25 protein-coding genes, 1 tRNA gene and 1 other RNA gene are annotated in these 23,177 nt (G+C 64.9%); 15 read left to right on the top strand and 12 right to left on the bottom strand.

The window, feature by feature from the left end; genetic code table 11:
* Positions 1-135 precede the first annotated feature (135 nt).
* Positions 136-948 (top strand): DUF6065 family protein, encoded by an 813-nt coding sequence (locus ABIE08_RS19065; protein ID WP_354553418.1) that lies wholly within the window; start codon positions 136-138, stop codon positions 946-948.
* Positions 949-996: 48 nt separating this feature from the next.
* Here ABIE08_RS19065 and ABIE08_RS19060 read toward each other — a convergent pair whose 3' ends face one another.
* On the bottom strand, positions 997-2,004 hold the full coding sequence (locus ABIE08_RS19060) for a serine hydrolase domain-containing protein (RefSeq protein WP_354553417.1): 1,008 nt from the start codon (positions 2,002-2,004) through the stop codon (positions 997-999).
* 731 nt (positions 2,005-2,735) lie between these two features.
* Between ABIE08_RS19060 and ABIE08_RS19055 the strand changes: the two genes are divergently transcribed.
* Positions 2,736-2,885: a hypothetical protein gene (locus ABIE08_RS19055; protein WP_354553416.1), complete on the top strand. Its 150-nt coding sequence runs from the start codon at positions 2,736-2,738 to the stop codon at positions 2,883-2,885.
* Between the two features lie 67 nt (positions 2,886-2,952).
* Here the strand turns inward: ABIE08_RS19055 and ABIE08_RS19050 are convergent, their stop codons facing one another.
* The 3 genes from ABIE08_RS19050 to ABIE08_RS19040 all read right to left on the bottom strand — a co-directional run bounded on the left by ABIE08_RS19050 (position 2,953) and on the right by ABIE08_RS19040 (position 5,804).
* Positions 2,953-3,414: an invasion associated locus B family protein gene (locus ABIE08_RS19050; protein WP_354553415.1), complete on the bottom strand. Its 462-nt coding sequence runs from the start codon at positions 3,412-3,414 to the stop codon at positions 2,953-2,955.
* Between the two features lie 574 nt (positions 3,415-3,988).
* Positions 3,989-4,065 (bottom strand) — tRNA-Arg (locus ABIE08_RS19045).
* A gap of 218 nt (positions 4,066-4,283) precedes the next feature.
* Positions 4,284-5,804, bottom strand: a complete 1,521-nt coding sequence (locus tag ABIE08_RS19040) for a HAMP domain-containing sensor histidine kinase (RefSeq protein ID WP_354553414.1) — start codon at positions 5,802-5,804, stop codon at positions 4,284-4,286.
* Positions 5,805-6,105: 301 nt separating this feature from the next.
* On the opposite strand from ABIE08_RS19040, the gene rpmH reads away from it, so the two are divergent.
* The 10 genes from rpmH to ABIE08_RS18990 all read left to right on the top strand — a co-directional run bounded on the left by rpmH (position 6,106) and on the right by ABIE08_RS18990 (position 14,234).
* Positions 6,106-6,240: a 50S ribosomal protein L34 gene (gene rpmH, locus ABIE08_RS19035; protein ID WP_201401895.1), complete on the top strand. Its 135-nt coding sequence runs from the start codon at positions 6,106-6,108 to the stop codon at positions 6,238-6,240.
* 41 nt (positions 6,241-6,281) lie between these two features.
* A complete protein-coding gene (gene rnpA, locus ABIE08_RS19030; RefSeq protein ID WP_354553413.1) occupies positions 6,282-6,719 on the top strand; it encodes a ribonuclease P protein component in 438 nt (145 codons plus the stop codon).
* Positions 6,716-8,545: a membrane protein insertase YidC gene (gene yidC, locus ABIE08_RS19025; RefSeq protein WP_354553412.1), complete on the top strand. Its 1,830-nt coding sequence runs from the start codon at positions 6,716-6,718 to the stop codon at positions 8,543-8,545. Before rnpA ends, yidC begins: the two co-directional genes overlap by 4 nt.
* Entirely contained in the window at positions 8,545-9,186 is a 642-nt protein-coding gene (yihA, locus tag ABIE08_RS19020; protein ID WP_354553411.1) for a ribosome biogenesis GTP-binding protein YihA/YsxC, read from the top strand. The genes yidC and yihA overlap by 1 nt, the downstream gene beginning before the upstream one ends.
* A 94-nt stretch (positions 9,187-9,280) precedes the next feature.
* Positions 9,281-10,183: an acetylglutamate kinase gene (gene argB / locus ABIE08_RS19015; protein WP_354553410.1), complete on the top strand. Its 903-nt coding sequence runs from the start codon at positions 9,281-9,283 to the stop codon at positions 10,181-10,183.
* Positions 10,184-10,191: 8 nt separating this feature from the next.
* Complete coding sequence (locus tag ABIE08_RS19010; RefSeq protein ID WP_354553409.1) at positions 10,192-10,908, top strand: pyrimidine 5'-nucleotidase; 717 nt, start codon at positions 10,192-10,194, stop codon at positions 10,906-10,908.
* 139 nt (positions 10,909-11,047) lie between these two features.
* Positions 11,048-11,899: a 2,3,4,5-tetrahydropyridine-2,6-dicarboxylate N-succinyltransferase gene (gene dapD, locus ABIE08_RS19005; protein ID WP_354553408.1), complete on the top strand. Its 852-nt coding sequence runs from the start codon at positions 11,048-11,050 to the stop codon at positions 11,897-11,899.
* A gap of 63 nt (positions 11,900-11,962) precedes the next feature.
* The gene (locus ABIE08_RS19000; protein ID WP_354553407.1) at positions 11,963-12,451 is read left to right on the top strand and encodes a DUF805 domain-containing protein; all 489 of its coding nucleotides are present in this window, start codon (positions 11,963-11,965) and stop codon (positions 12,449-12,451) included.
* A 27-nt stretch (positions 12,452-12,478) separates the two neighbouring features.
* A complete protein-coding gene (dapE, locus tag ABIE08_RS18995; RefSeq protein ID WP_354553406.1) occupies positions 12,479-13,636 on the top strand; it encodes a succinyl-diaminopimelate desuccinylase in 1,158 nt (385 codons plus the stop codon).
* A gap of 13 nt (positions 13,637-13,649) precedes the next feature.
* Positions 13,650-14,234: a hypothetical protein gene (locus tag ABIE08_RS18990; RefSeq protein WP_354553405.1), complete on the top strand. Its 585-nt coding sequence runs from the start codon at positions 13,650-13,652 to the stop codon at positions 14,232-14,234.
* Here ABIE08_RS18990 and truA read toward each other — a convergent pair.
* Genes truA through def form a run of 3 tightly spaced genes read right to left on the bottom strand, consistent with a single transcriptional unit; the run spans position 14,187 to position 16,478 of the window.
* Positions 14,187-14,975, bottom strand: a complete 789-nt coding sequence (truA, locus tag ABIE08_RS18985) for a tRNA pseudouridine(38-40) synthase TruA (RefSeq protein WP_354553404.1) — start codon at positions 14,973-14,975, stop codon at positions 14,187-14,189. The two genes, ABIE08_RS18990 and truA, sit on opposite strands and share 48 nt — an antisense overlap.
* Positions 14,976-14,983: 8 nt before the next feature.
* Positions 14,984-15,916: a methionyl-tRNA formyltransferase gene (gene fmt, locus ABIE08_RS18980; RefSeq protein ID WP_354553403.1), complete on the bottom strand. Its 933-nt coding sequence runs from the start codon at positions 15,914-15,916 to the stop codon at positions 14,984-14,986.
* Positions 15,917-15,923: 7 nt separating this feature from the next.
* A complete protein-coding gene (gene def / locus ABIE08_RS18975) occupies positions 15,924-16,478 on the bottom strand; it encodes a peptide deformylase (protein ID WP_354553402.1) in 555 nt (184 codons plus the stop codon).
* 139 nt (positions 16,479-16,617) lie between these two features.
* On the opposite strand from def, the gene ABIE08_RS18970 reads away from it, so the two are divergent.
* Positions 16,618-17,790 (top strand): DNA recombination protein RmuC, encoded by a 1,173-nt coding sequence (locus ABIE08_RS18970; protein ID WP_354553401.1) that lies wholly within the window; start codon positions 16,618-16,620, stop codon positions 17,788-17,790.
* Positions 17,791-17,807: 17 nt separating this feature from the next.
* The gene (locus ABIE08_RS18965) at positions 17,808-18,215 is read left to right on the top strand and encodes a hypothetical protein (RefSeq protein WP_354553400.1); all 408 of its coding nucleotides are present in this window, start codon (positions 17,808-17,810) and stop codon (positions 18,213-18,215) included.
* Here the strand turns inward: ABIE08_RS18965 and ABIE08_RS18960 are convergent.
* From ABIE08_RS18960 to ffs, 5 genes are all read right to left on the bottom strand, one after another.
* On the bottom strand, positions 18,209-18,823 hold the full coding sequence (locus ABIE08_RS18960; RefSeq protein ID WP_354553399.1) for a DUF924 family protein: 615 nt from the start codon (positions 18,821-18,823) through the stop codon (positions 18,209-18,211). The two genes, ABIE08_RS18965 and ABIE08_RS18960, sit on opposite strands and share 7 nt — an antisense overlap.
* Positions 18,824-18,915: 92 nt before the next feature.
* Positions 18,916-19,521: a recombination mediator RecR gene (recR, locus tag ABIE08_RS18955; RefSeq protein WP_354553398.1), complete on the bottom strand. Its 606-nt coding sequence runs from the start codon at positions 19,519-19,521 to the stop codon at positions 18,916-18,918.
* Between the two features lie 65 nt (positions 19,522-19,586).
* Positions 19,587-19,910 (bottom strand): YbaB/EbfC family nucleoid-associated protein, encoded by a 324-nt coding sequence (locus ABIE08_RS18950; RefSeq protein WP_354553397.1) that lies wholly within the window; start codon positions 19,908-19,910, stop codon positions 19,587-19,589.
* A 39-nt stretch (positions 19,911-19,949) separates the two neighbouring features.
* Positions 19,950-21,779, bottom strand: a complete 1,830-nt coding sequence (locus ABIE08_RS18945) for a DNA polymerase III subunit gamma/tau (RefSeq protein WP_354553616.1) — start codon at positions 21,777-21,779, stop codon at positions 19,950-19,952.
* Between the two features lie 125 nt (positions 21,780-21,904).
* An RNA gene (ffs, locus tag ABIE08_RS18940) (signal recognition particle sRNA small type) lies at positions 21,905-22,001 on the bottom strand.
* Between the two features lie 145 nt (positions 22,002-22,146).
* Here ffs and nudC point away from each other — a divergent pair.
* On the top strand, positions 22,147-23,112 hold the full coding sequence (gene nudC, locus ABIE08_RS18935; protein ID WP_354553396.1) for an NAD(+) diphosphatase: 966 nt from the start codon (positions 22,147-22,149) through the stop codon (positions 23,110-23,112).
* Positions 23,113-23,177 lie beyond the last annotated feature (65 nt).

Here is a 23,177-nt window from a genome sequence, read left to right as displayed (position 1 = left end):
CGATTGGACACCATCGCGGCCATTGCCCGCGATGGTGTTCGCCCAGGGCTATCCAAGCGCACGCATTCGTGAAAGTTGAATTGGCCGGGCCAGCATCGCAATGACGCTTCATGTACCACCGGTAGAGGAAAGACGATGGTTCCCCCCCGCCTGGAATGCATGATTCAGTCCCCCAATCCGCCCGCGCTTGTTCCTGCGCCGGGGCAGCGCGACTGGATGGATGCAACCAACGAGCATTTTGCCTATCGTTGCACTCCGCTTTCGATTGCGAACGCTTCCGGCTGGGAGCTTCTGAACCCGCATGAAGTGACAGTCATCTGGACGGGCTATAACAGCACCAGCGACGTTATCATCCGCGTGCACGAGCCGGGGGTGACGCACCGCTTCATCTCGTCCACCTTCGGCCATGGCATTGTCACGTTCCACCCTGGCTATGTATTTCGAACCGATCCGGGCTGGATGGTCTGGGCGCGAGGCGGTCCAAACCGACTCAAAGACGGCATCCATCCGCTCGACGGCCTGGTTGAAACAAACTGGCTCCCCTTCAGCTTCACCATGAACTGGAAGTTCACCCGCCCCGGCGCCGTAACCTTCGCCAAGGGTGAGCCATTCTGCTTCATCACCATGACGCCCAGTGTCGCCATCGAAGAGGTGCAGCCAGTCATCCTTTCGATGGAGGACGATCCCGACTTCCACCGGGAACACAAGGTCTGGAATAGCGAGCGCCGCCTTTTCAATGCCGGCCTTCAGATGCGGGATGAACTGACCGAAGAACAGAAGTGGCAGAAGAACTATCTGAAGGGCGTTTCTCCGTCCGGCCTTTCGAAGGCGGATGAAAACCACCGCGTCAAGCGAACGCTCAAGACGCCGATCCATGGCAGACAGCGGAGCAGTGCCGGTTCGACAGAAGGCGCTGTCACGGCTCCAGTGGTGGCGCCGGAGGAATAGCGTCCTACCCGCCCCCGGCTGCTCGCAGACAACACGCGAAGTCGACGTTCACGGCGAAGCGGAGGCGATCACCTTCAGTAGATCAATGAACGCGCTTGTCCGGACCCCCTGCGCGTTCTGCTTCAGGTCGACAGTTTGGACCACCACAAGCCTCTTCGATGGCACGACGGCGATGACCTGGCCACCGTACCCCGAGGCATAAAAGGCCTCTGGACCCCAGGTATCGACGGGCAACGTCCACCACATGTAGCCGTAGCCCTGCCGTATCCGCTTTGCCCAGGAGTGGGGAGCCGTCGATTCCCTCACCCATTCGGCGGGAATGATCTGCTTTCCGCCCCAACGCCCTCCATTGAGATATAATTGGCCGAAGCGCGCCGCGTCACGGGCGCTAAGCTTGAAGGGATAGGCCGGGTGCTCGGAAAGCTTCTCAGCGGCGTAGCGCCCATCCTGGATCGAGAAATCTTCCATGCCGAGCGGCCGGGCAATTCTATGTTCAAAGCTTTGGAAGATGTCTTCGCCGGTCCGCTGTCGATAGATCGTTCCCAGCGCGTTGAAGTCCCAGTTGTTATAAAACCAGAAAGTTCCGGGTGGATGGCTCCCGCGTTCAGGCCGCTTGCGCTTGATGTCGGCCGTTTCATGGGCAGCGGGATGGTAGACGCCAGAACGCGCCATCAAAAGATCCCGGACGGTTGCCGTTTTTTCAGCTGCGGTAAGACTGGGTGCGTTATCGTCGATACCGAGGTCAGCCAGGTTGCTGGAAAGATCAATCCTTCCTTCGGAAACGGCAATCCCGTAAAGCGCACTCAGAAGGCTCTTTCGGACGGAAGCGACATTCACTTTGTGGGCCGCGTCTCCCCAACTGGCGACGACCCTCCCGTCCTGAACGATCATCAGGGCTGTCGACCTGAGAGCACTCGATTGACGCTTTGCCACCTCCAACCCCTCGGAGGACCAACCCGACGTCGCGGGATCGACCGCTTGCCAAGGTTGAGCGCCAGCGCTTCCGGCGATCAACATGCTGATGACCAGCATGAGCGCGACCCGAGCTTTGAACATTGAGGCCTCCCGCCATCTCGGTCTTTGAACGATAACGGCAGTACGGCGGTCTTTGGGCGCCAGCGAAGCGTACGTACTCCGTGTCTGGACACCTTGGACGCGGCCGCCAGGACCTGAGCGCCTAAACTTTCCCGATTTCCACGGCCTGCAGGGTCATAGGCCACCCCCCCTACCCGGTCCACGTCGACGTCGACGTCGACGGTGGCGCCTGGCATGCGTTTGAATTGCCGAGCCGGGCCGCGTCGGTTCCGAGCCGTCTCATTCGCCATGGGAAAGTCTAACGGGGGCCGGGCGAGCCGATCCGTCGCAGCCCTCTCCGCAGCTGTTGCCAAGGAATATCGGGACACGTTGAAACCCTGCTTAACGGACACACTCGCAAGGGTGATCATGGAGCCGATACGTTGGACCCGACGCGGCGGACAGTTCCTGCAGCTGACCCGCTCTATTGATATGAGCGTTTCAAATGACATATGATGAATCATCAGCATCTCCGCCCTGCCCGTCGGCGGAAAATCCATTGCTGGCCAATCCAGCGCGATATAATTGCATTTCGAGGGCTTATGAAACCGATGAGAGCCACGGCAGGGATCTTCGCGATCACTGCAATATTCATAACCGGACCAGTCTTGGCGGCAGGAATTTCCACGCCAGAATTCTCGAAAACCGACCTGACCTCAAGGCACCAACCGTGCCCGGATGGTGAATTCAGGGTTGTCGGCAAGGGTTGTCGAGTGAGTAGCCGCGCAACGGACGCGACGCGCCTCAAGGCAGATCCCCAGCGCAATCCGTTCTATTATCAGGGCAGTGCCAAAAGCCGGCATCGCGGCCCGCTCTATAACGAGCCGCGCCTGCGGCGCCCGGATGCCCTGCCGCAGCCGTGATACCCCTCTCTCAGGCATGGCAAGCCTCGCATATGCGAGGCGCCATCCTGGGATCGACCCCTTCCGGTCAGGCGCAGGCCTGGTCCGCCGCTCTCAAGGCCGCTGACACGCCCTTCAGGGAATAGGTGTCCGTTGTATTCGTGCCGCGTTTCGACAAACCATGGACAGACATCTTGCTTCCCGCCTTCATGGCGTTGACGAGCCACGCCTGTTCAGAAAGTTCATCACTCCAGGCGCCGTCTCCCTGGGTGAAGAGCCTGAACTTTTTGCCATCCACGTTCACTGTGACGTAAGAATCCGACTTGAACGGGTAGCCTATGACAATCGACACTTCGTTGTGGACTTTTGAGCCCGGACGATTGGTCACCATGAAGTATGTCGGGTCGCGATTGACGCCGGTTGGGCGCTGCGACGTAGGCGCCGCCATCGCAAAGCAGACCTTCCCCGCCTTGTCGGGGTAAGTATATAGGGCCCAATCAGAATATGTTTTGATCAGCCTTGGAGTTTGAGCAGCAACGCTGCTCGCCATTACACAGATTGCTCCTGCGAGAAGCGCTCTTTTCGCGATCGATAATCCAGTCATTACGCTCCCACCAGACTTATATAAAGGACTGCCCGGTAGGGATTTGTTCCGAACAGCCAAGGCAAACTGGCCAACAGGATTTAACAATTTATGAATTTTGAGCGGCCAGTCGGCCCCCGCCACGACCAGCCTGCCAGAGCCCTGGCTAGGACGCTCCCTGGCCGGCACGAGATCGGTCCCGGGCCGTCTCGAAGGAAGCAGAGCGGTCGTGGCCTTGAGTTGGCCGCCCGCTCAACCGCCACACAAGTAGATCGAGCCTTCCGGCGCCCCTGCGCCTTGGCGAACCGAATGCGTCCTGCTCAGAGGGCGTTCGGCTCCGTGCAAACTCCGGCATGGAAGCTGCGATGGGTCTGGCATCCGGCGTCGGCTCACCGCGATGGAGCGACACTGACGTTATCAGGAATGCCTATGAGTGCCGGGTAGCGTCGGCGCGCGGCTTTCGACGTTGTACCCCAAGCCCAAAATGCAAAAAGCGCCCCGGAAGGGCGCTTTGGTAAGCAATTGATTTCCTTGAAGGAAATGGCGCGCCCGAAGAGATTCGAACTCCTGACCCCCAGATTCGTAGTCTGGTGCTCTATCCAGCTGAGCTACGGGCGCCTGTCGCTTGCTTCACCCTGGAGTAAACCTCCCGGGCGCCGCGCCGACCCTCAGGCCGTCGACGAGGGGATTGCTACAGCCTCGTTCCCGCGATTGCAAGCGTCGAGTTGGATGAGCCTGTGGAGAATTTTTCGCGCCGGCTAAAGACGCGCCGATTGCCGTCGGGTCGCCAAGCGCTCCCTACGTCGCCGCTCATCAAAGCATCGAGGGGGAAATCCCTAGCCGACCCGCGCCCGGGCGGCGAGATCGAAGGCGATCGGCCGGTCCGGCAGGGTTATCTCAAACACCGCCCCCGGCTTGCTCTGGTCAACCAGGGAAATCGTGCCGCCATGGGCGCGGACGATCTCCGCCGCGATCGCGAGACCAAGCCCCGCGCCGCCGGGCCGCACGCCGCCCTGGAAGGCCTGGAACAGGTGCTGGCGGGCCTTGGCCGCCACGCCGGGGCCGGTGTCGCAGATGCGGAGGATGACGACGCTGCCCTCGCGCCGCCCTTCTATGGAAAGGCGCCGCACGATCGCCGGGTCCGCCTCGCCGTCCATGGCCTGAACGGCGTTGCGGCACAGATTGAGCAGGACGCGGAACAGCTGGTCGGGATCGGCATCGATCTCGAAGCCGGGCTCGATGCGGTTATCGAAGGTGATGCTCGCATGCTGGTCGAGGCCGAGCACGTCGGCGACGTCATGGCAGATCCGGGCGAGATTGATCAGGCGCCGCTGCGGCTCGCGTTCGCGCGCCCGGCCATAGGCGAGCGTCGTCTGGCAATAATCGATGGCGCGGTCGAGCGTGGCGATCAGTTTTGGCGCGAAGCGCTGCACAGCCGGGTCGGGCAGCGCCGCGATGCGATCGGAGAAGAGCTGCGCCGAGGCCAGCAGGTTGCGCAGATCGTGATTGACCTTGGACACCGCCAGGCCGAGATCGGCGAGGTGGCGCTTCTGCGCCAGCGACTCGGTCAGGTGGTTCTGCATCGCGGCCAGCTTGTCCTCGGCGATGCCGATTTCATCGGAGCGGCCGCTCGGCTCGATGATGCGCGACTTGTCTTCCGGATCCTCGGAATAGCGCACCATCGCCTGCGCCAACCGGCGCATCGGCCGGATCAGCAGGCGCTGCAGGCTGACATAGATCAGCATCGCCGTCAGGATCGAGATCACTGCCGAAAGCAGCAGGATGTTGCCGGCGAAGCGGATCATCGCCGCGCGCAGCGGCCGGTCGCTGATCACCAGTTCGAGGCTCTTGCCGTCCCGATCCGGCCCGATGACGCGCAGCGTGCGCGGCGTCCAGGCGGTCAGGGTCGAGAAGGCGGCCTCGGCCGAACGCCAGAGCGTCACCTCGCGCAGATCCGCCACCTCGTCGACGGTGGGCGGCATTTCGACGGCGGCGAGCAGACGGCTCGCCTTGCCGGTACGCAGCACGATGGCGGTCGCGCCGACCGAGGCCAGCAACTCGTCCTGGACGCTGCGCGGCACATTTTCCCAGGCGGCCGAGCCGAGCAGCACGGCAGCCGCCTGCGCGGTCGCCAGCTTCTCTTCCAGGAAGCGGACGCGATAGCTCGACACGGAGGGGACGAAGGCCGCGACTTCGCTGACCATGACGAAAACGATGGTCAGCAGGATCAGCTTGATCGACAGGCCGAAGGCATGGCGCCGCGGCCGCGCGGGCACGACATCCGGCACGGAAGCCTGCGCGACAATACCGGACTGCAAGGGGCCTGCGTTGAGATCCGTCACTTTGGCGTCATTCAATCGGCACTCCCATCTAGGCCGATGACACCCTATGATGACTCGCGCGGCCACATTGCGTCAAACTTTGGCTCCCTTCCGGCGCCGTCCATCGGGCAGCGGATGCCCCTTGGGGATCTGACGACGCGATACCGGAGTCGCGTTGACTTGGCTGGACCTAGTCCGTATAAGCCGGGCTCACGAGAGCACGCTTCCTGTCGTGCCATGGCTTTTGTCGTGGCACGGGGTCCTGGACCGCCGGGAAGGCTCGCTCATCCGATGATAAACATTGAATTCGAGGGGCCGCCCCAAGCGGTGACGACGCATGAAGCGCACGTATCAACCTAGCAAGCTCGTTCGCGCCCGCCGCCACGGCTTCCGTTCCCGTATGGCCACCGTCGGCGGCCGCAAGGTCATCGCGGCTCGCCGCGCGCAGGGCCGCAAGAAGCTCACTGCCTAATCGGCGGAGGGACAGCCGGCCGGCGCCCGGAAAGGCCTCCCATGGATCATATGAAGACCATGGATCGTCTCAAGAAACGCGCCGAATTTCTTGCCGTCGCCGGAGGGCCCCGCGCCTCCCGGCGCGGCTTTGTCTTGCAGAAACGCGACCTACGCGCGGATGACGAGAGTCGCCCGGCGCGTGTCGGCTATACGGTCACGAAGAAGATGGGCAACTCGCCCGAGCGCAACCGGATCCGGCGGCGCCTGCGCGAGGCCATCCGCCTCGCGGGCATCGACCACGCCGTTGCCGGCACCGACTATGTCCTGGTCGGCCGCCGCGCCACACTGTCGCTGCCCTTCGAAACCCTCGTGACCGATCTTATCTCCGGCTTCGACGCGCTGAAGCGCCCGACCTCCGGACCGCGGCACCATGATCGCGGCAAGGAAAAAGCCCAGCAGCCGGGCCAAGCGACCTCACCCGAAAGACGTGAACGATGACCGATAACCGCAATCTGATCCTAGCCGTCATTCTTTCGGTGGCGGTCGTCTTCGGATGGCAGTATTTCGTCGCGGGCCCGAAGATCGATCAGACGCGCCAGCATACCGCTCAGACGAGCCCGGCCGCGCAGTCGACCTCCGGCAGCCCGACGGCCACGACCGGCACGGAAGGCGCGGCGGCAACGCCGGGCGCCCCGACCACGCCGGGCCAGGCGACCGTCATGACCCGCGAGCAGGCGCTCGCCGCCAACCCGCGCGTCGCCATCAACACCCAGTCGGTGACCGGCTCGATCAACCTCAAGGGCGCCCGCTTCGACGATCTGCATCTCGACGGCTTCCGCGAGACGGTCAATCCGAACAGCCCGACCATCGTCCTGCTGTCGCCCTCGGGCGCGCCGAACGGCTATTTCTCCGAGTTCGGCTGGGTCGCGCCCGCCGGCGTCGCGGCGCCCGGCCCCGACACGCTCTGGACCGCGCCCGAAGGCGCGAAGCTGACCGATACCACCCCGGTCGTCCTGACCTGGGACAATGGCGCCGGCCTGACCTTCAAGCGCACGATCTCGATCGATCCGCGCTTCATGTTTACCGTCAAGGACGAAGTCGCCAACGCCACGGGCCAAGCCGTCTCGATGGCGCCCTATGGCCGCGTCGTGCGCCTGGGCGAACCCACCGTTGCCGGCTACTACATCCTGCATGAAGGCCCGCTCGGCGTGCTCGGCGAGAAGGGCCTGCAGGAAATCACCTACAAGAACCTGCGCAAGGCCGGTTCCGAATCCTTCCAGGGCATCAACACCGGCTGGCTCGGCATCACCGACAAGTATTGGGCCGCCGCCGTCGTTCCGCGCGGCACCGAGTCCTTCGACGCGTCGTTCAGCTTCGTCGACGGCGTCACGCCCCTCTACCAGACCGATTTCAAGAGCAAGGCGATCACCGTCCCGGCCGGCGGCACCGCCACCGCCGAGGGCCTGCTGTTCGCCGGCGCCAAGCAGGTGTCGGTCATCCAGGACTACCAGAACAACCTCAAGATCGACCGCTTCGACCTGCTGATCGACTGGGGCATGTTCTATTTCTTCACCAAGCCGCTGTTCTTCCTGATGGACTATTTCTTCAGGCTGTTCGGCAATTTCGGCGTGGCCATCCTGCTGGTCACCGTCATCGTCAAGGCCGTGTTCTTCCCGCTCGCCAACAAGTCGTACAAGTCGATGAGCGCGATGAAGAAGGTGCAGCCGGAAATGGCCGCGCTGCGCGAGCGCTATGCTGACGACAAGGTGAAGCAGCAGCAGGAGCTGATGGCGCTCTACAAGAAGGAAAAGATCAATCCGCTCGCCGGCTGCTGGCCGGTGCTGATCCAGATCCCGGTCTTCTTCTCGCTCTACAAGGTGATTTTCGTCACCATCGAGATGCGCCATGCGCCGTTCTTCGGCTGGATCCAGGACCTTTCCGCGCCCGATCCAACCACCATCTTTAACCTGTTCGGCCTGATCCCCTGGACGCCGCCGCACATGCTGATGATCGGCATCTGGCCGCTGATCATGGGTCTGACGATGTGGGTCCAGATGCGCCTGAACCCGGCTCCGGCCGACCCGGCGCAGCAGGTGATCTTCAACTGGATGCCGGTGATCTTCACCTTCATGCTCGGCACGTTCCCGGCCGGCCTGGTGATCTACTGGGCCTGGAACAACACGCTGTCGATCGCCCAGCAGTGGGTCATCATGCGGCGCCAGGGCGTCGACGTGAACCTGCTCGGCAACATCATGTCGACCTTCAAGAAGAAGCCCAAGGACGGTGGCGACAAGACCACCGCGCCAACCAAGGCCAAGAGCTGATGCCGGAGATTGATCAGGAAGAGATCGACCGCCTCGAAACGGGCCGTCTCTTCTTCGCCAAGTCCTGGGAGTTCGTGATGAGCGTGCCCACGATCGGGCACCTGCCGCCGATCGACGTGGCAGAAATCGCGTTCTCGGGGCGCTCCAATGTCGGCAAGTCGTCGCTGATCAACGCGCTGACCAACCGCATCGGCCTGGCGCGGACGTCGAACACGCCGGGCCGGACGCAGGAGCTGAACTTCTTCACCTCCGGCAGCGGCCTGTCGATCGTCGACATGCCGGGCTATGGCTATGCCGAAGCGCCGAAGAAGCTCGTCGATGCCTGGAACCGGATGATCCGCGACTATCTTCGCGGCCGCGTCAGCCTGCGCCGCGTCTATGTGCTGATCGATTCCCGCCACGGACTGAAGGCAAACGACAAGCTGACGCTCGACCTGCTTGACGAGACGGCGGTCTCCTACCAGATCGTCCTCACCAAGGTGGACAAGTTGAAGACGGGCGAACTCGCCCGCGTCAAGGCGGCGACGGAAGCCGCCATCGCCAAGCGCCCGGCGGCCTTCCCGGTCGTCATCGCCACCTCCTCGGAGACCGGCGAAGGCATGGATCTGCTGCGCGCCGAGATCGCCCAGCTCGCGACCTGAGGAACTGCGGCGGCGAAACCGTCGCCGTCATTGTTCCGCCATCGCGTAATCGCTATAGAGCCCTGCCCTTTTGCAGCGGAGCGGAGATTTGAGGATGGATATGCGGGTAGAGGACAGCACGGATCCGGTGCTGACCGCACGACTGATCGCCACCGCGCTGCCCTACATGCTGCGCTATGACGAGAAGACCGTGGTGGTCAAGTTCGGCGGCAATGCCATGGGCTCGGAAGAGCTCGGCAAGGCGTTTGCCGAAGACATCACCCTGCTCAAGCTCGCCGGCATCAATCCGGTCGTCGTCCATGGCGGCGGCCCGCAGATCAACGCCATGCTCACCCGCCTCGGCATCAAGTCCGAATGGGCGGGCGGCATGCGCATCACCGACAAGGCGACCGTCGAGGTCGTCGAGATGGTTCTCGCCGGCTCGATCAACAAGGAGATCGTGCAGACGATCACCGAGGCGGGCGGCCGCGCCATCGGCCTGACCGGCAAGGACGGCAACATGGTCACGGTCAAGCGCCTGACCCGAAAGGTCGTCGATCCCGATTCCAACATCGAGAAGGTCATCGACCTGGGCTTCGTCGGCGAACCGACCCGCGTCCGCACCGAAGTGCTGGAAGTGCTGGCCAAGTCGGAAATCATCCCCGTGCTGGCGCCCGTCTGCGCCGGCGAGGATGGCGAAACCTACAACGTCAATGCCGACACCTTCGCCGGCGCCATCGCCGGCGCGCTCGACGCCAGCCGCCTGCTGTTCCTCACCGACGTCCCCGGCGTGCTGGACCGCGACAAGAACCTGATCAAGGAACTGACCGTCGCCGAGGCGCGCGCCATGATCGCCGACGGCACCATCTCGGGCGGCATGATCCCCAAGGTCGAGACCTGCATCGAGGCGCTGGATCGCGGCGTCGAGGGCGTCGTCATCCTCGACGGCAAGACGCCGCATGCCGTTCTGCTCGAACTCTTCACCGAGCGCGGCGCCGGCACGCTGATCAAGCGCTGACCGGCCGAATGCCCAAGACCCCGTTGTCGACGGACCCGGCGCTGGCCCGGTTCGCCGACATCCGCGCCTGGGTATTCGATCTCGACGACACGCTGTATCCGCACCATACGGGCCTGTTCGAGCAGGTTTCGGAGCGGATCCTTCTCTATGTCGAGCGCCATCTTTCGCAGACCCGCGAGCAGGCGCTGGCGGTCCGGGCGGATTTCTGCCGGCGTCACGGCACGACGTTGCGCGGCCTGATCGTCGAGCACGGCATCGATCCCGCGCCCTTCCTGGACTTCGTGCACGACATCGATCACTCGAAGCTTGCGCCCGACCCGGCCCTGGTCGCCACCATAGGGCGCCTGCCCGGACGGCGCTTCGTGCTGACCAATGGCTCGCAGGACCATGCCGAGCGGATCCTCGCCAGGCTCGGCTTCCACGACCCTTTCGACGACATCTTCGACATCATCCGCGCCGATTTCGTGCCGAAGCCGCATCCCGACACCTATGCCCGCTTCCTCGGCCAGAACGGCATCGACCCGGCCTCGGCCGCGATGTTCGAAGATCTGCCGCGCAATCTCGAGGTGCCGAAATCGCTCGGGATGGCGACCGTCTTGGTGGTTCCGCGCGGCACCGCCGAAGCCCCCGTCGAGGCCTGGGAGACGCGCGCCAACACGGCGCATATCGATCACCAGACCGATGATCTCCCCGTCTTCCTGGCCCGAATCGCCCCGAGCGCCTGAGCCGGCAGCGAGCCGGCGCCGGCGAAAAAGTCGGCCTGCCTGCCTTGCGCGTTGACTTCCCCCGATTGCCCGATATCGTCCGGCCCGAACCATGCCGGCCTCTCCTGCGCCGGAGATGCCCGCTTTCCAAGGAAGAACGATGACCACGCACGACCTCGCCGCCCTCAAGTCCACCGTCGAAGCCGCCTTCGAGGATCGCGCGAATGTCAGCCCCGCGACGCAGGGCGCCGTCCGCTCCACCGTCGAGACGACGCTGGGCCTGCTCGACCGGGGCGAGGTTCGCGTGGCGGAAAAGATCGATGGCGACTGGGTGGTCAATGACTGGCTGAAGAAGGCCGTGCTGCTCTCCTTCCGCCTGAACGACATGGGCCCGATCCCCGGCGCGCCGAACGGCTCGACCTGGTGGGACAAGGTGCCGACCAAGTTCGAGGGCTGGGGCGCCGATGAGTTCGCCAAGGCCGGCTTCCGCGCCGTGCCGGGCGCCGTCGTGCGCCGCTCCGCCTATATCGCGCCGAGCGTCGTGCTGATGCCCTCCTTCGTCAATCTCGGCGCCTATGTCGACACCGGCACCATGGTCGACACGTGGGCGACCGTCGGCTCCTGCGCCCAGATCGGCAAGAACGTGCATCTCTCCGGCGGCGTCGGCATTGGCGGCGTGCTCGAGCCGCTGCAGGCGAGCCCGACCATCATCGAGGACAATTGCTTCATCGGCGCCCGCTCGGAAGTCGTCGAGGGCGTTATCGTCGGCGAGGGCTCCGTCATCTCGATGGGCGTGTTCATCAGCGCTTCGACGAAGATCGTCGACCGCGAGACGGGCGAGATCCATATTGGCCGCGTGCCGCCCTATTCCGTTGTCGTCTCCGGGTCGCTGCCGGGCAAGAACCTGCCGAACGGCCAGCCCGGCCCGTCGCTCTACTGCGCCGTGATCGTCAAGAAGGTCGATGCCAAGACCCGCTCCAAGACCAGCGTCAACGAACTGCTGCGCGACTAGATTGCAGATTGCGAAACGCTCCCGCCCTGATAGGCTCAACGCCTATCGGGGTGGGGGCGTACTATGAGTTTGTGGCAGTTACTATTTTCATTTCAGGGGCGGATTGCACGAACAAAGTTCCTGATTTCCATAATTCTGGTCAATGTATTATTGGCAGCTCTAGAGCTAGCTCTACACAAGATATTTTCCGTTGAGATCGACGATAGTTTGTTTTGGCTGACGGTAAGCATGATAAACGCAATGTTCGCTGCGTTTATATGGGCTGCTCTCGGCGTCAAACGACTGCACGACAGAAATAAATCTGGCTGGTGGATACTGGCAATTCAAGTTGTCCCATCTCTGATCCTATACCCTGCGATCGAAGTCGCGCAGATGGGCGGTCCGTTGGCCACGATCGGCACAATCGTAGCCACAATCTCCATCGTGGTGCTCCTCTGGTCATGGATTGAGCTTGTCCATTTGCGCGGCACGCGTGGTGAGAACCGCTTCGGCCCGGATCCGCTCGCCCCAACGTCTTCCACACCAGTTTCCGCCGAGCCCGGGCTTGCCTGACGCGAGAACGCGTGGCAACGAGATGGCATGCATCGCCACGACCCAATCCGTATCCTGCAAGACCTCATCCGCTGCCCGTCGGTGACCCCGGCCGAAGGCGGGGCGCTCGCCTATCTGGACGGCGTCCTGGCCGAAGCCGGATTCACCGTCGATCGGCCGGTGTTTTCCGAGGTCGGCACGCCGGACGTGGAAAACCTGTTCGCGACCATCGGCAGCGGCGCGCCGCATTTCGTCTTTGCGGGCCATACCGACGTCGTGCCGCCGGGCGACGAGGCGCATTGGCTGCACGGCCCCTTCTCCGGCGACATTGTCGACGGCATGCTCTATGGCCGCGGCGCGGTTGACATGAAGGGCGGCATTGCCGCCTTTACCGCCGCGGCGCTCGATTTCCTGGCCGAGAGCGGGTTGAAGCGGGGCACCATCTCGCTGCTGATCACCGGCGATGAGGAAGGTCCATCGATCAATGGCACGGTCAAGCTGCTCGACTGGGCAGCCAAGAAGGGCCACCGCTTCGACGCGGCGATCGTCGGCGAGCCGACCAATCCCGAACGGCTGGGCGACGCGATCAAGATCGGCCGGCGCGGCAGCCTTTCCGGCACGATCACCGTGCAGGGACGGCAGGGCCATGTCGCCTATCCGCATCTGGCGGTGAACCCGATCCCGCAGCTGATGAAGCTGATCCGCCGGCTGACGGCGGAGGCGCTCGATCACGGCAATGAGCGCTTTGACGCCTCGAACCTCGAATTCATCGGTCTCGACGTCGACAACAAGGCCTGGAACGTCATCCCGGCCGAGGCCAGCGCCCGTTTCAACATCCGCTTCAACGACGAGTGGAATCGCGACACGCTTGAAGCCTGGCTAAGGAGCCGGCTGCAGGAAGCGGCCGGTAACGAGATCGACTTCGAGCTCGAGCTGGTGCCGACCGGAAGCGCATCGTTCCTGACCCATTCGGACAAGCTGATCGGCACGCTTTCGGACGCGGTCGAGGCTTCGACCGGCCGCCGGCCGGCGCTCTCGACCAGCGGCGGAACCTCGGATGCGCGCTTCATCAAGGACTATTGCCCGGTGGTCGAGTTTGGCCTTGTCGGGCAAACCATGCACCAGATCGACGAACGGGTATCCGTCGCCGATCTCCAGACCCTGACGGCAATCTATCGCGGCTTCCTCGACCAGTATTTTGCGTGACGGCGGCGGCGCGATGATCAACCCCTCCGCATCCAGCGCGCTGACGGGCGCGTTCGAGCTGTTTCTCGGCCGGCGCGAGGGGCTGACGCGGTTCGACTTCAGCGTCGACGGCTTCTGGAGCTCGTTCGGCGCCGTTCTCTACATGCTGCCATTCTTCGCCATCAGCGTCGCCGTCGAGCATCGGCTGCGGCCGGAAGACGTCACCATTGCCGGTCCGACGGACGCGATCTTCCTCGTCTCGCGCGGGCTCGACCTAGTGCTTGACTGGATCGCCATGCCCATCCTGTTGGCGATCTTCGCCAAGCGGCTCGGCATCGCGCGCAGCTACGCCTCCTATATCGTGGTGCGCAACTGGGCTTCCGTCATCATGGCGGCGCCGCAAGCGGCGATCGCGCTGCTGGCCGGGCTTGGCGTGGTGCCGATCGAATTCGCCGCTGTCGTCTCGCTGGCGATCGTCGGCGTCATGCTGCGCTACCACTACCAGATCGTCGGCGCGACGCTCGGCAAGTCGGTCGGCTTCCGGGTCGGGCTGGTCGCGGCCGACCTCGCGCTAAGCCTCATCCTCAGCGGCATCTTCAGCCGGCTGTTCGGCGCCTGAGGCGGCGTAGTCGACGCGGACGAGATAGAGCCCGCCGGGCGGCGCCACCGGGCCGCAGGCCTTGCGATCGCGCGCTTCCAGAACCTCGGCGACGCGGGCGACCGGCCAATTGCCCTCCCCGACCTTCTTCAGCGTGCCGACCATGGAGCGCACCTGGTTGTGCAGGAAGGAACGGGCCGAGACCTCGAACAGCACCTGGTCGCCATCGCGGCGGATCTCCAGCCGCTCCAGCGTCTTCATCGGGCTCAGCGCCTGGCAATCGGCGGAACGGAAGGTGGTGAAGTCGTGCCAGCCGAGCAGCGAATTGGCCGCCTGCTGCATCGCCTCGATATCGAGTTGCTTGCGCACATCCCAGACGCGATTGATGTCGAGGGCGGCCGGGGCGCGGCGGTCGATGACACGGTAGATGTAGTGCCGCTTCACCGCTGAATAGCGCGCGTCGAAGCTGTCATCGACCGGCTCGGCCTGGAGGATGGCGATCGGCTCGGGGCGCAATTGCGCGTTCATGGCGTCGCGGATGCGCAGGCCCGACCAGGTTCCCGAGAGATCGAAATGCCCCACCTGCCCGGTCGCATGGACGCCCGAGTCCGTGCGGCCTGCACCGAAGGTCAGCACGTCCTCGCCGGTGAAGCGCTTGATGGCGGCTTCCAGCGATTGCTGCACGGACGGCGCATTCTTCTGGCGCTGCCAGCCCGCATAGGGCGTGCCGTCATATTCGATCAGGATCCTGTAGCGTGGCATCGGCCGGCCTAGCCGACGAGAGCACCGGCTTCGACCGATGCTCCGCGCAGGAAATCCACGGCGCGGAGCGGCTTGCCGCCGGCGCGCTGCACCTCGACGAGCCGGACGGCGCCCGCGCCGCAGGCGATGGTCAACTGGTCGTCCAGCACCGTGCCCGGAGCGCCAGAGCCGGTCGCCAGCGTCGAGCGCAGCACCTTCACCCGCTCGACCTTGTCGCCAAACGTCATCTCGCACCAGGCGCCCGGAAAGGGCGACAGGCCGCGAATGTGGTTGTGCACTTCGGCAGCGGGCTTCCGCCAGTCGATCCGCGTCTCGGCCTTGTCGATCTTGGCGGCGTAGGTGACGCCCTCCTCCGCCTGCGGCACGGCATCGAGCCCGCCGCGCGAGGCGGCGGCAAGCGCCCGCACCATCAGATCGGCGCCGAGCCGCGCCAGCTTGTCGTGCAGATCGCCGGTGGTGATATCGGGCGCGATCGCGATCTTTTCCGCCATGGCGACGGGGCCGGTATCGAGGCCCGCTTCCATGCGCATGACCATGACGCCGGTCTCGGCATCGCCGGCCATGATGGCGCGATGGATCGGGGCGGCGCCGCGCCAGCGCGGCAGCAGCGAAGCATGCAGGTTGAGGCAGCCTTCGCGCGGCGCGTCCAGGATCGCCTGCGGCAGGATCAGGCCATAGGCGACGACGACGGCGACATCGGCGTCGAGCGCGGCAAAGGCCTCCTGCTCGTCGGCGCCTTTCAGCGATTTCGGCGTGAAGACGGGAATGCCGAAGCGCTCCGCCGTCTCGTGCACGGGCGACTTGCGCTCGGCCATGCCGCGTCCGGCGGGGCGCGGCGGCTGCGAGTAGACGGCGACGACCTCATGCCCCTGGCCGATGATCTCGACAAGCGTGGGCACGGAGAATTCGGGCGTGCCCATGAAGACGACGCGGAGGCTCATATCCGCCTCACATCTCGTCGGGGGTATGCGACTTGAATTCCGGCCGGACGCCCGTCTTGGACGCCTTGACGAACTTCTTGATCACCATGTCGCGCTTCAGCCGCGACAGGTAGTCGATGAACAGCTTGCCATCGAGATGGTCGACTTCGTGCTGCACGCAGGTGGCGAGGATATCATCGGCCTCGATTTCCTGCAGCTTGCCGTCACGGTCGAGATAGCGAAGGCGCACCGAAGCGGGGCGCTCGACCTCGGCATAATAATCCGGGATCGACAGGCAGCCTTCTTCATAGACCGAACGCTCGTCCGAGGACGTCAGGATCTCGGGATTGATCAGGAACAGCGGCTCGGGCTTGCTGCCCTCCTCGCGGCCCGACACGTCGATGGTGACGATCCGGCGCGGCACGCCGACCTGGATCGCGGCGAGGCCGATGCCCGGCGCCTCGTACATCGTCTCCAGCATGTCGTCCATGAAGCGCAGCAGTTCGTCGTCGATGCGCTCCACCGGCTCGCTGACGAGCCTCAGCTTCGCGTCCGGCAGGGTGATGATGTCGAGTAGGGCCATGAAAACCTCAGATTTAGCCGTTTCAGATAAGAGATGCGGCGGGGTGGGTCAACGAGGAATGATGGAAGCCACGCCCGGCCACACGACGCGTGTTCTTGTTTTGATCTCGTCTTGGCATGCGAATCTGATATGAAGAGCCATGCAGGATGTCCTCTTCTTCGTCGGCGACCGGCCGATCTCCGTCGCCATGCTGGTGCTGGCCGCCGCCGTGGCCGCCGTCCTGCTGCTTCTGCTCGTGCTGATCGTGGTCTGGCGCGGAATGAGCCGGCGCGACTCGGCAGAAGCCGAGCAGGCAATGCTGGGCGGCGAATTCGAGCGTCGGATCGGCGAACTGGTGCGGATCCAGAGCGAGATGACCGGCCGGATGCAGACCATGGCGGAGGTGTTCGGGTCCCGCCAATCGGAACTGCTGCACGGATTATCCAACCGCATGGACGGGCTCGGCCACCGCATCGGCCAGACCATGGTCGAATCGACCCGCAACACGCATGAAAACCTGACCCGGCTGAACGAGCGCCTCGCCGTCATCGACACCGCGCAGCGCAACATCACCGAGCTTTCGAGCCAGGTCGTCGGGCTGCAGCACATCCTCGCCAACAAGCAGACGCGCGGCGCCTTCGGCCAGGCGCGGATGGAGGCGATCGTCCAGGATGGCCTGCCGATGGGCGGCTACCAGTTCCAGGCGACGCTCTCGAACGGCAACCGGCCGGATTGCGTCATCGCCTTCCCGAATGGCGCCGCCGGCCTCGTCGTCGACGCGAAATTTCCGCTCGAGGCCTGGAACGCGATCCGCGCCGCCGAGGGACCCGAACTGACCCGCGCCGCCGAGGCGCAGTTCCGCCGCGACGTGACCAAGCATCTGAAGGACATCGCCGAGCGCTACCTGATCCCCGGCGAGACGCAGGACACGGCCTTCATGTTCGTGCCGTCGGAATCGATCTTCGCCGACGTGCATGAGCGCTTCGAGGACCTGATCCAGGCCGCGCACCGGCTCAGGATCGTCATCGTCTCGCCATCGCTGCTGATGCTGTCGATCCAGGTCGTCCAGTCGGTGCTGAAGGATGCCGGCATGCGCGAGCAGGCGCATCTCATCCAGGGCGAGGTGATGAAGCTGATGGAGGATGTCGGCCGCGTGAACGACCGCGTCCTCAAGCTGAAGACGCATTTCGACCAGGCCTCCAAGGACATCGACGACATCCTGATCTCGACCCGCAAGCTGACGGCGCGGGGCGCCAAGATCGAGGCGCTGGAATTCGGCGACGAGGGCTCGCCGGCCTATGACCGCCAGCCGGACCTGCTGGCCGGCGAATAGCCGTGGGCAGAGCGGCCATGAACACCCTGCGTGCCGCGGCTCTCTACTTCGCAGCGACCTTTGCGGCCGGGTTTGTGCTGGGCACGCTGCGCGTGCTGCTCATTGCGCCACGATGGGGCGAGGTCGCCGCGGTCCTTCTGGAACTGCCTATCATGCTGGGCATCGCGTGGCTCGTCTGCGGCCTCACCCTGCGCCGTTTCGGCATATCCGCCACGAACCATCGGGACATCGGCATGGGCGCGATGGCGTTCCTGTTCCTCATGGCGGCTGAATTCGCGCTCGGCATCCTCGCCTTCGGCCGCACGCCAGCCGACAGCCTGGCAGCCTATGCAACGGCGGCTGGGGCTCTCGGCCTCGCCGGGCAGCTCGTTTTTGCCGCCCTCCCCGTTGTCCGGTCCCGATGGCAGCGTTTCCGGCCTCAGTAGCCGCGGCCGTCCTTCAGAAATTCAATCTCTTCCGGCGTGGACTCGCGGCCGAGATCGGCGTTGCGATGCGGGAAGCGGCCGAAACGGCGGATCAGGTCGCGGTGCTTCTCAGCATAGCCAACGAACGACTGATAATCCTCCTTGTCCGCCTCGGGCACCTCGGCCAGAAGCGCCTCGTAAAGGCGGACCGAGAGATCCTGGTCGGTCCGTTCCTCGCTATGCTCGAACGGCAGATAGAGAAAGACGCGCTCGATTGGCGCGAAGCGACCCACTCCGCCCGCGATCAGCCGCCGCACCGCCGCGCGGGCGCGCGCGTCATAGGCAAAGGCGCGGCCGTCATCGCGGAAGAGATTGCGCGGGAACTGGTCGAGGAACAGGACGAAGCCGATCGCGGCCGCCGGCTGCAGGCCTTCGAAGTCCCAGTCCGCATCAGCGACGGTGTCGAGGGAGGCGGCGAAGCGGGCGCGGATGGCGTCATCGGTGGCATCGCGGCGCGAGAACCAGACCTTGACCCGCTCGGCCAGCGGCGCGACGCCGGCAACCAGGTCCTCGAACCAGAAGCGGTGGACTTCCAGCAGAATGGCGGGATCGGGCTTTTCGGTCGGCATGGTGAGTTGTCCCCGTATGTCGCAAGTCTTTAGGCAACGCCCTCTCACCCACCCTCTCGCGCAAGCGGACGAGGGCTTCGCCGGGAGCAGCCTCAGAAGGGCGTGCGGGCGCGGATGGCGGCGGCGAGCGTGCCTTCGTCGAGATAGTCGAGTTCGCCGCCGACCGGCACGCCATGCGCCAGCCTCGAAACCTTGACCGGCGTGCCGGTCAGGCGGTCGGTGATGACATGCGCCGTGGTCTGGCCGTCGACGGTCGCGTTGACCGCCAAGATCACCTCGGCGACCTCGCCAGTCGAACAGCGGAGCACCAGCGAATCGATGTTGAGATCCTCCGGCCCGACGCCATCGAGCGGCGACAGCGTGCCGCCCAGCACATGATAGCGCGCCCGGATCGCGCCGGCCCGCTCCAGCGCCCAAAGATCCGAGACGTCCTCTACCACGACGATCGTCTTCTCGTCGCGCGTGACATCGGTGCAGATGGTGCAGGGATCCGCCGTATCGATGTTGCCGCAGACGGAGCAGGTGAGGATCCGCTCGGCCGCGACCGTCATCGCGCCGGCCAGCGGCACCAGCAGCTGGTCCTTCTTCTTGACGAGCGCCAGCGCCGCGCGCCGGGCCGAACGCGGCCCAAGCCCCGGCAGCCGCGCCAGCAGCTGGATCAGGCGTTCGATCTCGGGACCGGCAGTGCTGCGGGACATTTTTCTACTTGGATTTGCGGATCGAAAAGGGCGAACGCAAACGCGCTCGCCCCCTCTCCGTCAGACTAGAACGGCAGCTTCAAGCCAGCCGGCAGGCCGAGGCCGCCGGTCAGTTCTTGCATCTTGTCGGCCATGGTGCGCTCGGCCTTGGCCCGGGCGTCGGCATGGGCGGCGATGATCAGGTCTTCCAGGATCTCGACGTCTTCCGGCTTCAACAGCGAGGGATCGATCGAGAGCTTGCGGAGGTCGCCCTTGGCGGTCATCAGCACCGTGACGAGGCCGGCGCCGGCCGAACCTTCGACTTCGATGGTTGCGACCTCGGCCTGCATGTCCTGCATCTTGGACTGCAATTCCTTGGCCTTGCTCATCATGCCGAGAATGTCGCGCATGCGGGTTCTCCTGGTTCGAATGGTCGGAAAATGGATGGATCAGTCGTCGTCGGGATCGGGCGCTTCGTCGGGATTGTCGACCGGAACGGCCGGGGACGGCAGACCCTCGGGCTCTTCGGCGCTGCGGATCTGGATGTCGACGATCTTGGCGCCGGGAAAGCGCGACAGCACGGCTGCGACCAGCGGATCGGCGGCGGCGTCCGAGCGCGCCTTGTCCTTGGCGAAGGCGCGCGCCTCGGCAATCGTCGGCTCGGTCGCGCCCTTGCCGAGCGCCACGACCCAGCGATCGCCGGTCCAGTCGGAGAGCTTGCGGCCGAGATCCTGCGCCAGCGCGCGCGGCGCATCCTCGGTCGGCTCGAATTCGAGCAGACCCGGCTCGAAGCGGATCGGCTTGACCTGCTGTTCCAGCGCCAGCTTGAGCGGGATATCGCGCTTCAGGCCGACATAGGCGACGAGATCCTCGAAGCGCTGGAAACGGATCGCCGGCTCGGCCTTGGCCTGCGGCGCGCTCGCGGGCTGGGCCATCGTCGCCGTGGCCGGAATGGGCGAGGTGTTGGTGATCGTGCGCATCTGGCCGATCGGTCCGCCACTCGAACCGCCCGACGCCTGCGGCGCGGATGGCGGCTGATGCGAAACCTGCGGCGTCGCGCCGCCGCCCGAGGAGGCGGCCGAGAAATTGCCGCTCTTCAGCAGGCGCAGCGCCTCGTCCGGCGTCGGCAGATCGGCGGCATGGGCAATGCGGATCAGCACCATGTCGGCGGCCGCCAGCGGCCGGCTGGAGCTGGAGACTTCCTCGATGCCCTTCAGCAGCATCTGCCAGGCGCGCGCCAGGACGCGCAGCGATACGGTCTCCGCCAAAGCGCGCCCGCGAACCCGCTCGTCCTGCGGCAGGGCGGCGTCCTCGCCGCTGTCCGGCACGACCTTGAAGCGGGTCACTGCATGGGTGAAAGAAGCGAGATCCTGCAGCACGACGGCGGGATCGGCGCCGATGTCATATTGTTCCTTGAGCAGCGCCAGCGCTTCCGCGATGCGGCCGCCCATCAGCGCCTCGAACAGATCGATGATGCGGGCCCGGTCGGCGAGGCCGAGCATGCCGCGCACGTCCTCGGCCGTGATGGCGCCGGCGCCATGCGCGATGGCCTGGTCGAGCAGAGACAGCGAATCGCGGGCCGAACCCTCGGCAGCACGGGCGATCATCGCCAGCGCGTCGTCGCCGATCTCGACCTGCTCCTTCTCGGTGATCGAGCGCAGCAGGCCGATCAGCCGATCCGATTCGATCCGGCGCAGGTCGAAGCGCTGGCAGCGCGACAGGACGGTAACCGGCACCTTGCGGATTTCGGTAGTCGCGAAGATGAACTTCACATGCTCGGGCGGCTCTTCGAGCGTCTTCAGCAGGCCGTTGAAGGCCGCGCCGGACAGCATGTGCACTTCGTCGAGGATATAGACCTTGTAGCGGGCCGAGACCGGCTTGTAGCGCACGGCCTCGATGATCTCGCGGATGTTGTCGATGCCGTTATTGGAGGCGGCGTCCATCTCGAGCACGTCGACATGGCGGCCTTCCATGATCTCGGCGCAGTGGATGCCGAGCTCTGGCATGTCGATGGTCGGGCGATCGACCTGGCCGGGAATGGAGTAGTTGAGGCCGCGCGCCAGAATGCGGGCCGTCGTCGTCTTGCCGACACCGCGAACGCCGGTGAGCATGTAGGCTTGCGCGATGCGACCCGTCTCGAAGGCGTTCTTGAGGGTGCGGACCATCGGCTCCTGGCCGACGAGGTCGTCAAAGCTGCGCGGCCGGTATTTGCGCGCAAGGACGCGGTAGGCGCCGTTCGCGCCATCCTTCGGGGTGCTGGAAAGATCGCCGCCGTCCATGCGTCGCCGCTGCCGTCCCTGCTGTTCCATTTCACGCCGCCCTCGCGGGCAAGCCTCTTCGACCTTAGCACACCCGGAGGGGCGCGCCGTCTGATCATCGAAGCTGACGCGATGGCTGGGAAAAGGTAGGAGGCTGGCACGCGACCCGTGCCGTGGCTCGTTGGGGCTGCTTCCTTCCGGACCTGACCCGATTGGCGAGTGGCTCGTCCACCACCAACCTCCCGCGGAGACATATCGTCGTTCCCGATCGAAATGGCAAGCCCGAAGCTTGATCGGGGCTATCGCGATGAAAAGGTCTATGGCGTAATCACCAGATTCATTTCGAGTCGACGGTTGTCGGCCACCCTCCGCACACCACAGCAGCACCATGACCCGCAATTTCTTTGATCGCTTGCCCCCGGTCGAGCCGAGCACGACCGTCGGCTTTTCCGGCAATACGCTCGACCGCCGCAGCGAGGCCCGCAACGAATCGACCTATGCCGCCGCGCTGGCCGATCCGAATGTGCGTGTGTTCCTGCTCCGCGGCGACGAGGCCATGATGCGCGCCGGCGGCACGTCGGAAAGCCTGTTCAGTTTGAAGGAAGCCAAGGCGCTAGGCGCGCTGATGGATGAGGCGATCCTGCTCGGCTGGCAGGATTCGGCGCCCCGCATTGCCGCGATCGTCGGCAATGACACCTCCTTCGACGTCGACGCCTTCCACGCCGTGCCGCTGCGGACGCTGGCGACCGCCGCCTATTCCGGCGGCATTCTGATGGACACGGTCGAGCCCGCCACGCTCGGGGCGCTCGCCCAGGCGCGGGCGCTGCTGCACTGGCATGCCTCGAACCGGCATTGCGGCCGCTGCGGCACCCGCTCGATCATGGCGCAGGGCGGCTATCGCCGCGACTGCCCGAATTGCGGGCTGCAGAAGTTTCCGCGCACCGATCCGGTGGCGATCATGCTGGCCGTCGATGGCGACCGCTGCCTGATGGGCCGCCAGGCGCGTTTCGCGCCGGGCACCTATTCCTGCCTCGCCGGCTTCGTCGAACCGGGCGAGACCATCGAGGACGCGGTGCGCCGCGAGATCCAGGAAGAGGCCGGCATCCAGATCGGCCGCGTCGCCTATCATGCCAGCCAGCCCTGGCCGTTCCCGATGTCGCTGATGATCGGCTGCATCGCCGAGGCGACCTCGACCGACATCGTGCCGGACACGGAAGAGCTCGAGGATTGCCGCTGGTTCTCGCGCGACGAGACGCGCTCGATGCTGGACGGCGACCATCCGGACGGCCTCTCGACGCCGCCGCGCATGGCGATTGCGCACACGCTGATCCGCGCCTGGGTCGAGGCCGGCTAAGGCCTCAGTCTGATTCCTTCGCCTCTCCCGGCGGGAGAGGTGAAGAGAAGGAAGTCCCTACGATC

The sequence above is a fragment of the Kaistia defluvii genome (assembly GCF_040548815.1).
Taxonomy (GTDB): domain Bacteria; phylum Pseudomonadota; class Alphaproteobacteria; order Rhizobiales; family Kaistiaceae; genus Kaistia; species Kaistia defluvii_A.
The sequence above is the reverse complement of the archived record's forward strand: the minus strand, read 5'-3'. Positions and strand labels throughout refer to the sequence as shown.

What these genes read in the sequence shown, in the direction of transcription:
- ABIE08_RS19065 (WP_354553418.1), top strand. Translation starts at nt 136, where the DNA reads ATGGTTCCCCCCCGCCTGGAATGCATGATTCAGTCCCCCAATCCGCCC.
- ABIE08_RS19060 (WP_354553417.1), bottom strand. Translation starts at nt 2,004, where the DNA reads ATGTTCAAAGCTCGGGTCGCGCTCATGCTGGTCATCAGCATGTTGATC.
- ABIE08_RS19050 (WP_354553415.1), bottom strand. Translation starts at nt 3,414, where the DNA reads ATGGCGAGCAGCGTTGCTGCTCAAACTCCAAGGCTGATCAAAACATAT.
- rpmH (WP_201401895.1), top strand. Translation starts at nt 6,106, where the DNA reads ATGAAGCGCACGTATCAACCTAGCAAGCTCGTTCGCGCCCGCCGCCAC.
- rnpA (WP_354553413.1), top strand. Translation starts at nt 6,282, where the DNA reads ATGGATCATATGAAGACCATGGATCGTCTCAAGAAACGCGCCGAATTT.
- yidC (WP_354553412.1), top strand. Translation starts at nt 6,716, where the DNA reads ATGACCGATAACCGCAATCTGATCCTAGCCGTCATTCTTTCGGTGGCG.
- yihA (WP_354553411.1), top strand. Translation starts at nt 8,545, where the DNA reads ATGCCGGAGATTGATCAGGAAGAGATCGACCGCCTCGAAACGGGCCGT.
- argB (WP_354553410.1), top strand. Translation starts at nt 9,281, where the DNA reads ATGGATATGCGGGTAGAGGACAGCACGGATCCGGTGCTGACCGCACGA.
- ABIE08_RS19010 (WP_354553409.1), top strand. Translation starts at nt 10,192, where the DNA reads ATGCCCAAGACCCCGTTGTCGACGGACCCGGCGCTGGCCCGGTTCGCC.
- dapD (WP_354553408.1), top strand. Translation starts at nt 11,048, where the DNA reads ATGACCACGCACGACCTCGCCGCCCTCAAGTCCACCGTCGAAGCCGCC.
- ABIE08_RS19000 (WP_354553407.1), top strand. Translation starts at nt 11,963, where the DNA reads ATGAGTTTGTGGCAGTTACTATTTTCATTTCAGGGGCGGATTGCACGA.
- dapE (WP_354553406.1), top strand. Translation starts at nt 12,479, where the DNA reads ATGCATCGCCACGACCCAATCCGTATCCTGCAAGACCTCATCCGCTGC.
- ABIE08_RS18990 (WP_354553405.1), top strand. Translation starts at nt 13,650, where the DNA reads ATGATCAACCCCTCCGCATCCAGCGCGCTGACGGGCGCGTTCGAGCTG.
- truA (WP_354553404.1), bottom strand. Translation starts at nt 14,975, where the DNA reads ATGCCACGCTACAGGATCCTGATCGAATATGACGGCACGCCCTATGCG.
- fmt (WP_354553403.1), bottom strand. Translation starts at nt 15,916, where the DNA reads ATGAGCCTCCGCGTCGTCTTCATGGGCACGCCCGAATTCTCCGTGCCC.
- def (WP_354553402.1), bottom strand. Translation starts at nt 16,478, where the DNA reads ATGGCCCTACTCGACATCATCACCCTGCCGGACGCGAAGCTGAGGCTC.
- ABIE08_RS18970 (WP_354553401.1), top strand. Translation starts at nt 16,618, where the DNA reads ATGCAGGATGTCCTCTTCTTCGTCGGCGACCGGCCGATCTCCGTCGCC.
- ABIE08_RS18965 (WP_354553400.1), top strand. Translation starts at nt 17,808, where the DNA reads ATGAACACCCTGCGTGCCGCGGCTCTCTACTTCGCAGCGACCTTTGCG.
- ABIE08_RS18960 (WP_354553399.1), bottom strand. Translation starts at nt 18,823, where the DNA reads ATGCCGACCGAAAAGCCCGATCCCGCCATTCTGCTGGAAGTCCACCGC.
- recR (WP_354553398.1), bottom strand. Translation starts at nt 19,521, where the DNA reads ATGTCCCGCAGCACTGCCGGTCCCGAGATCGAACGCCTGATCCAGCTG.
- ABIE08_RS18950 (WP_354553397.1), bottom strand. Translation starts at nt 19,910, where the DNA reads ATGCGCGACATTCTCGGCATGATGAGCAAGGCCAAGGAATTGCAGTCC.
- ABIE08_RS18945 (WP_354553616.1), bottom strand. Translation starts at nt 21,779, where the DNA reads ATGGACGGCGGCGATCTTTCCAGCACCCCGAAGGATGGCGCGAACGGC.
- nudC (WP_354553396.1), top strand. Translation starts at nt 22,147, where the DNA reads ATGACCCGCAATTTCTTTGATCGCTTGCCCCCGGTCGAGCCGAGCACG.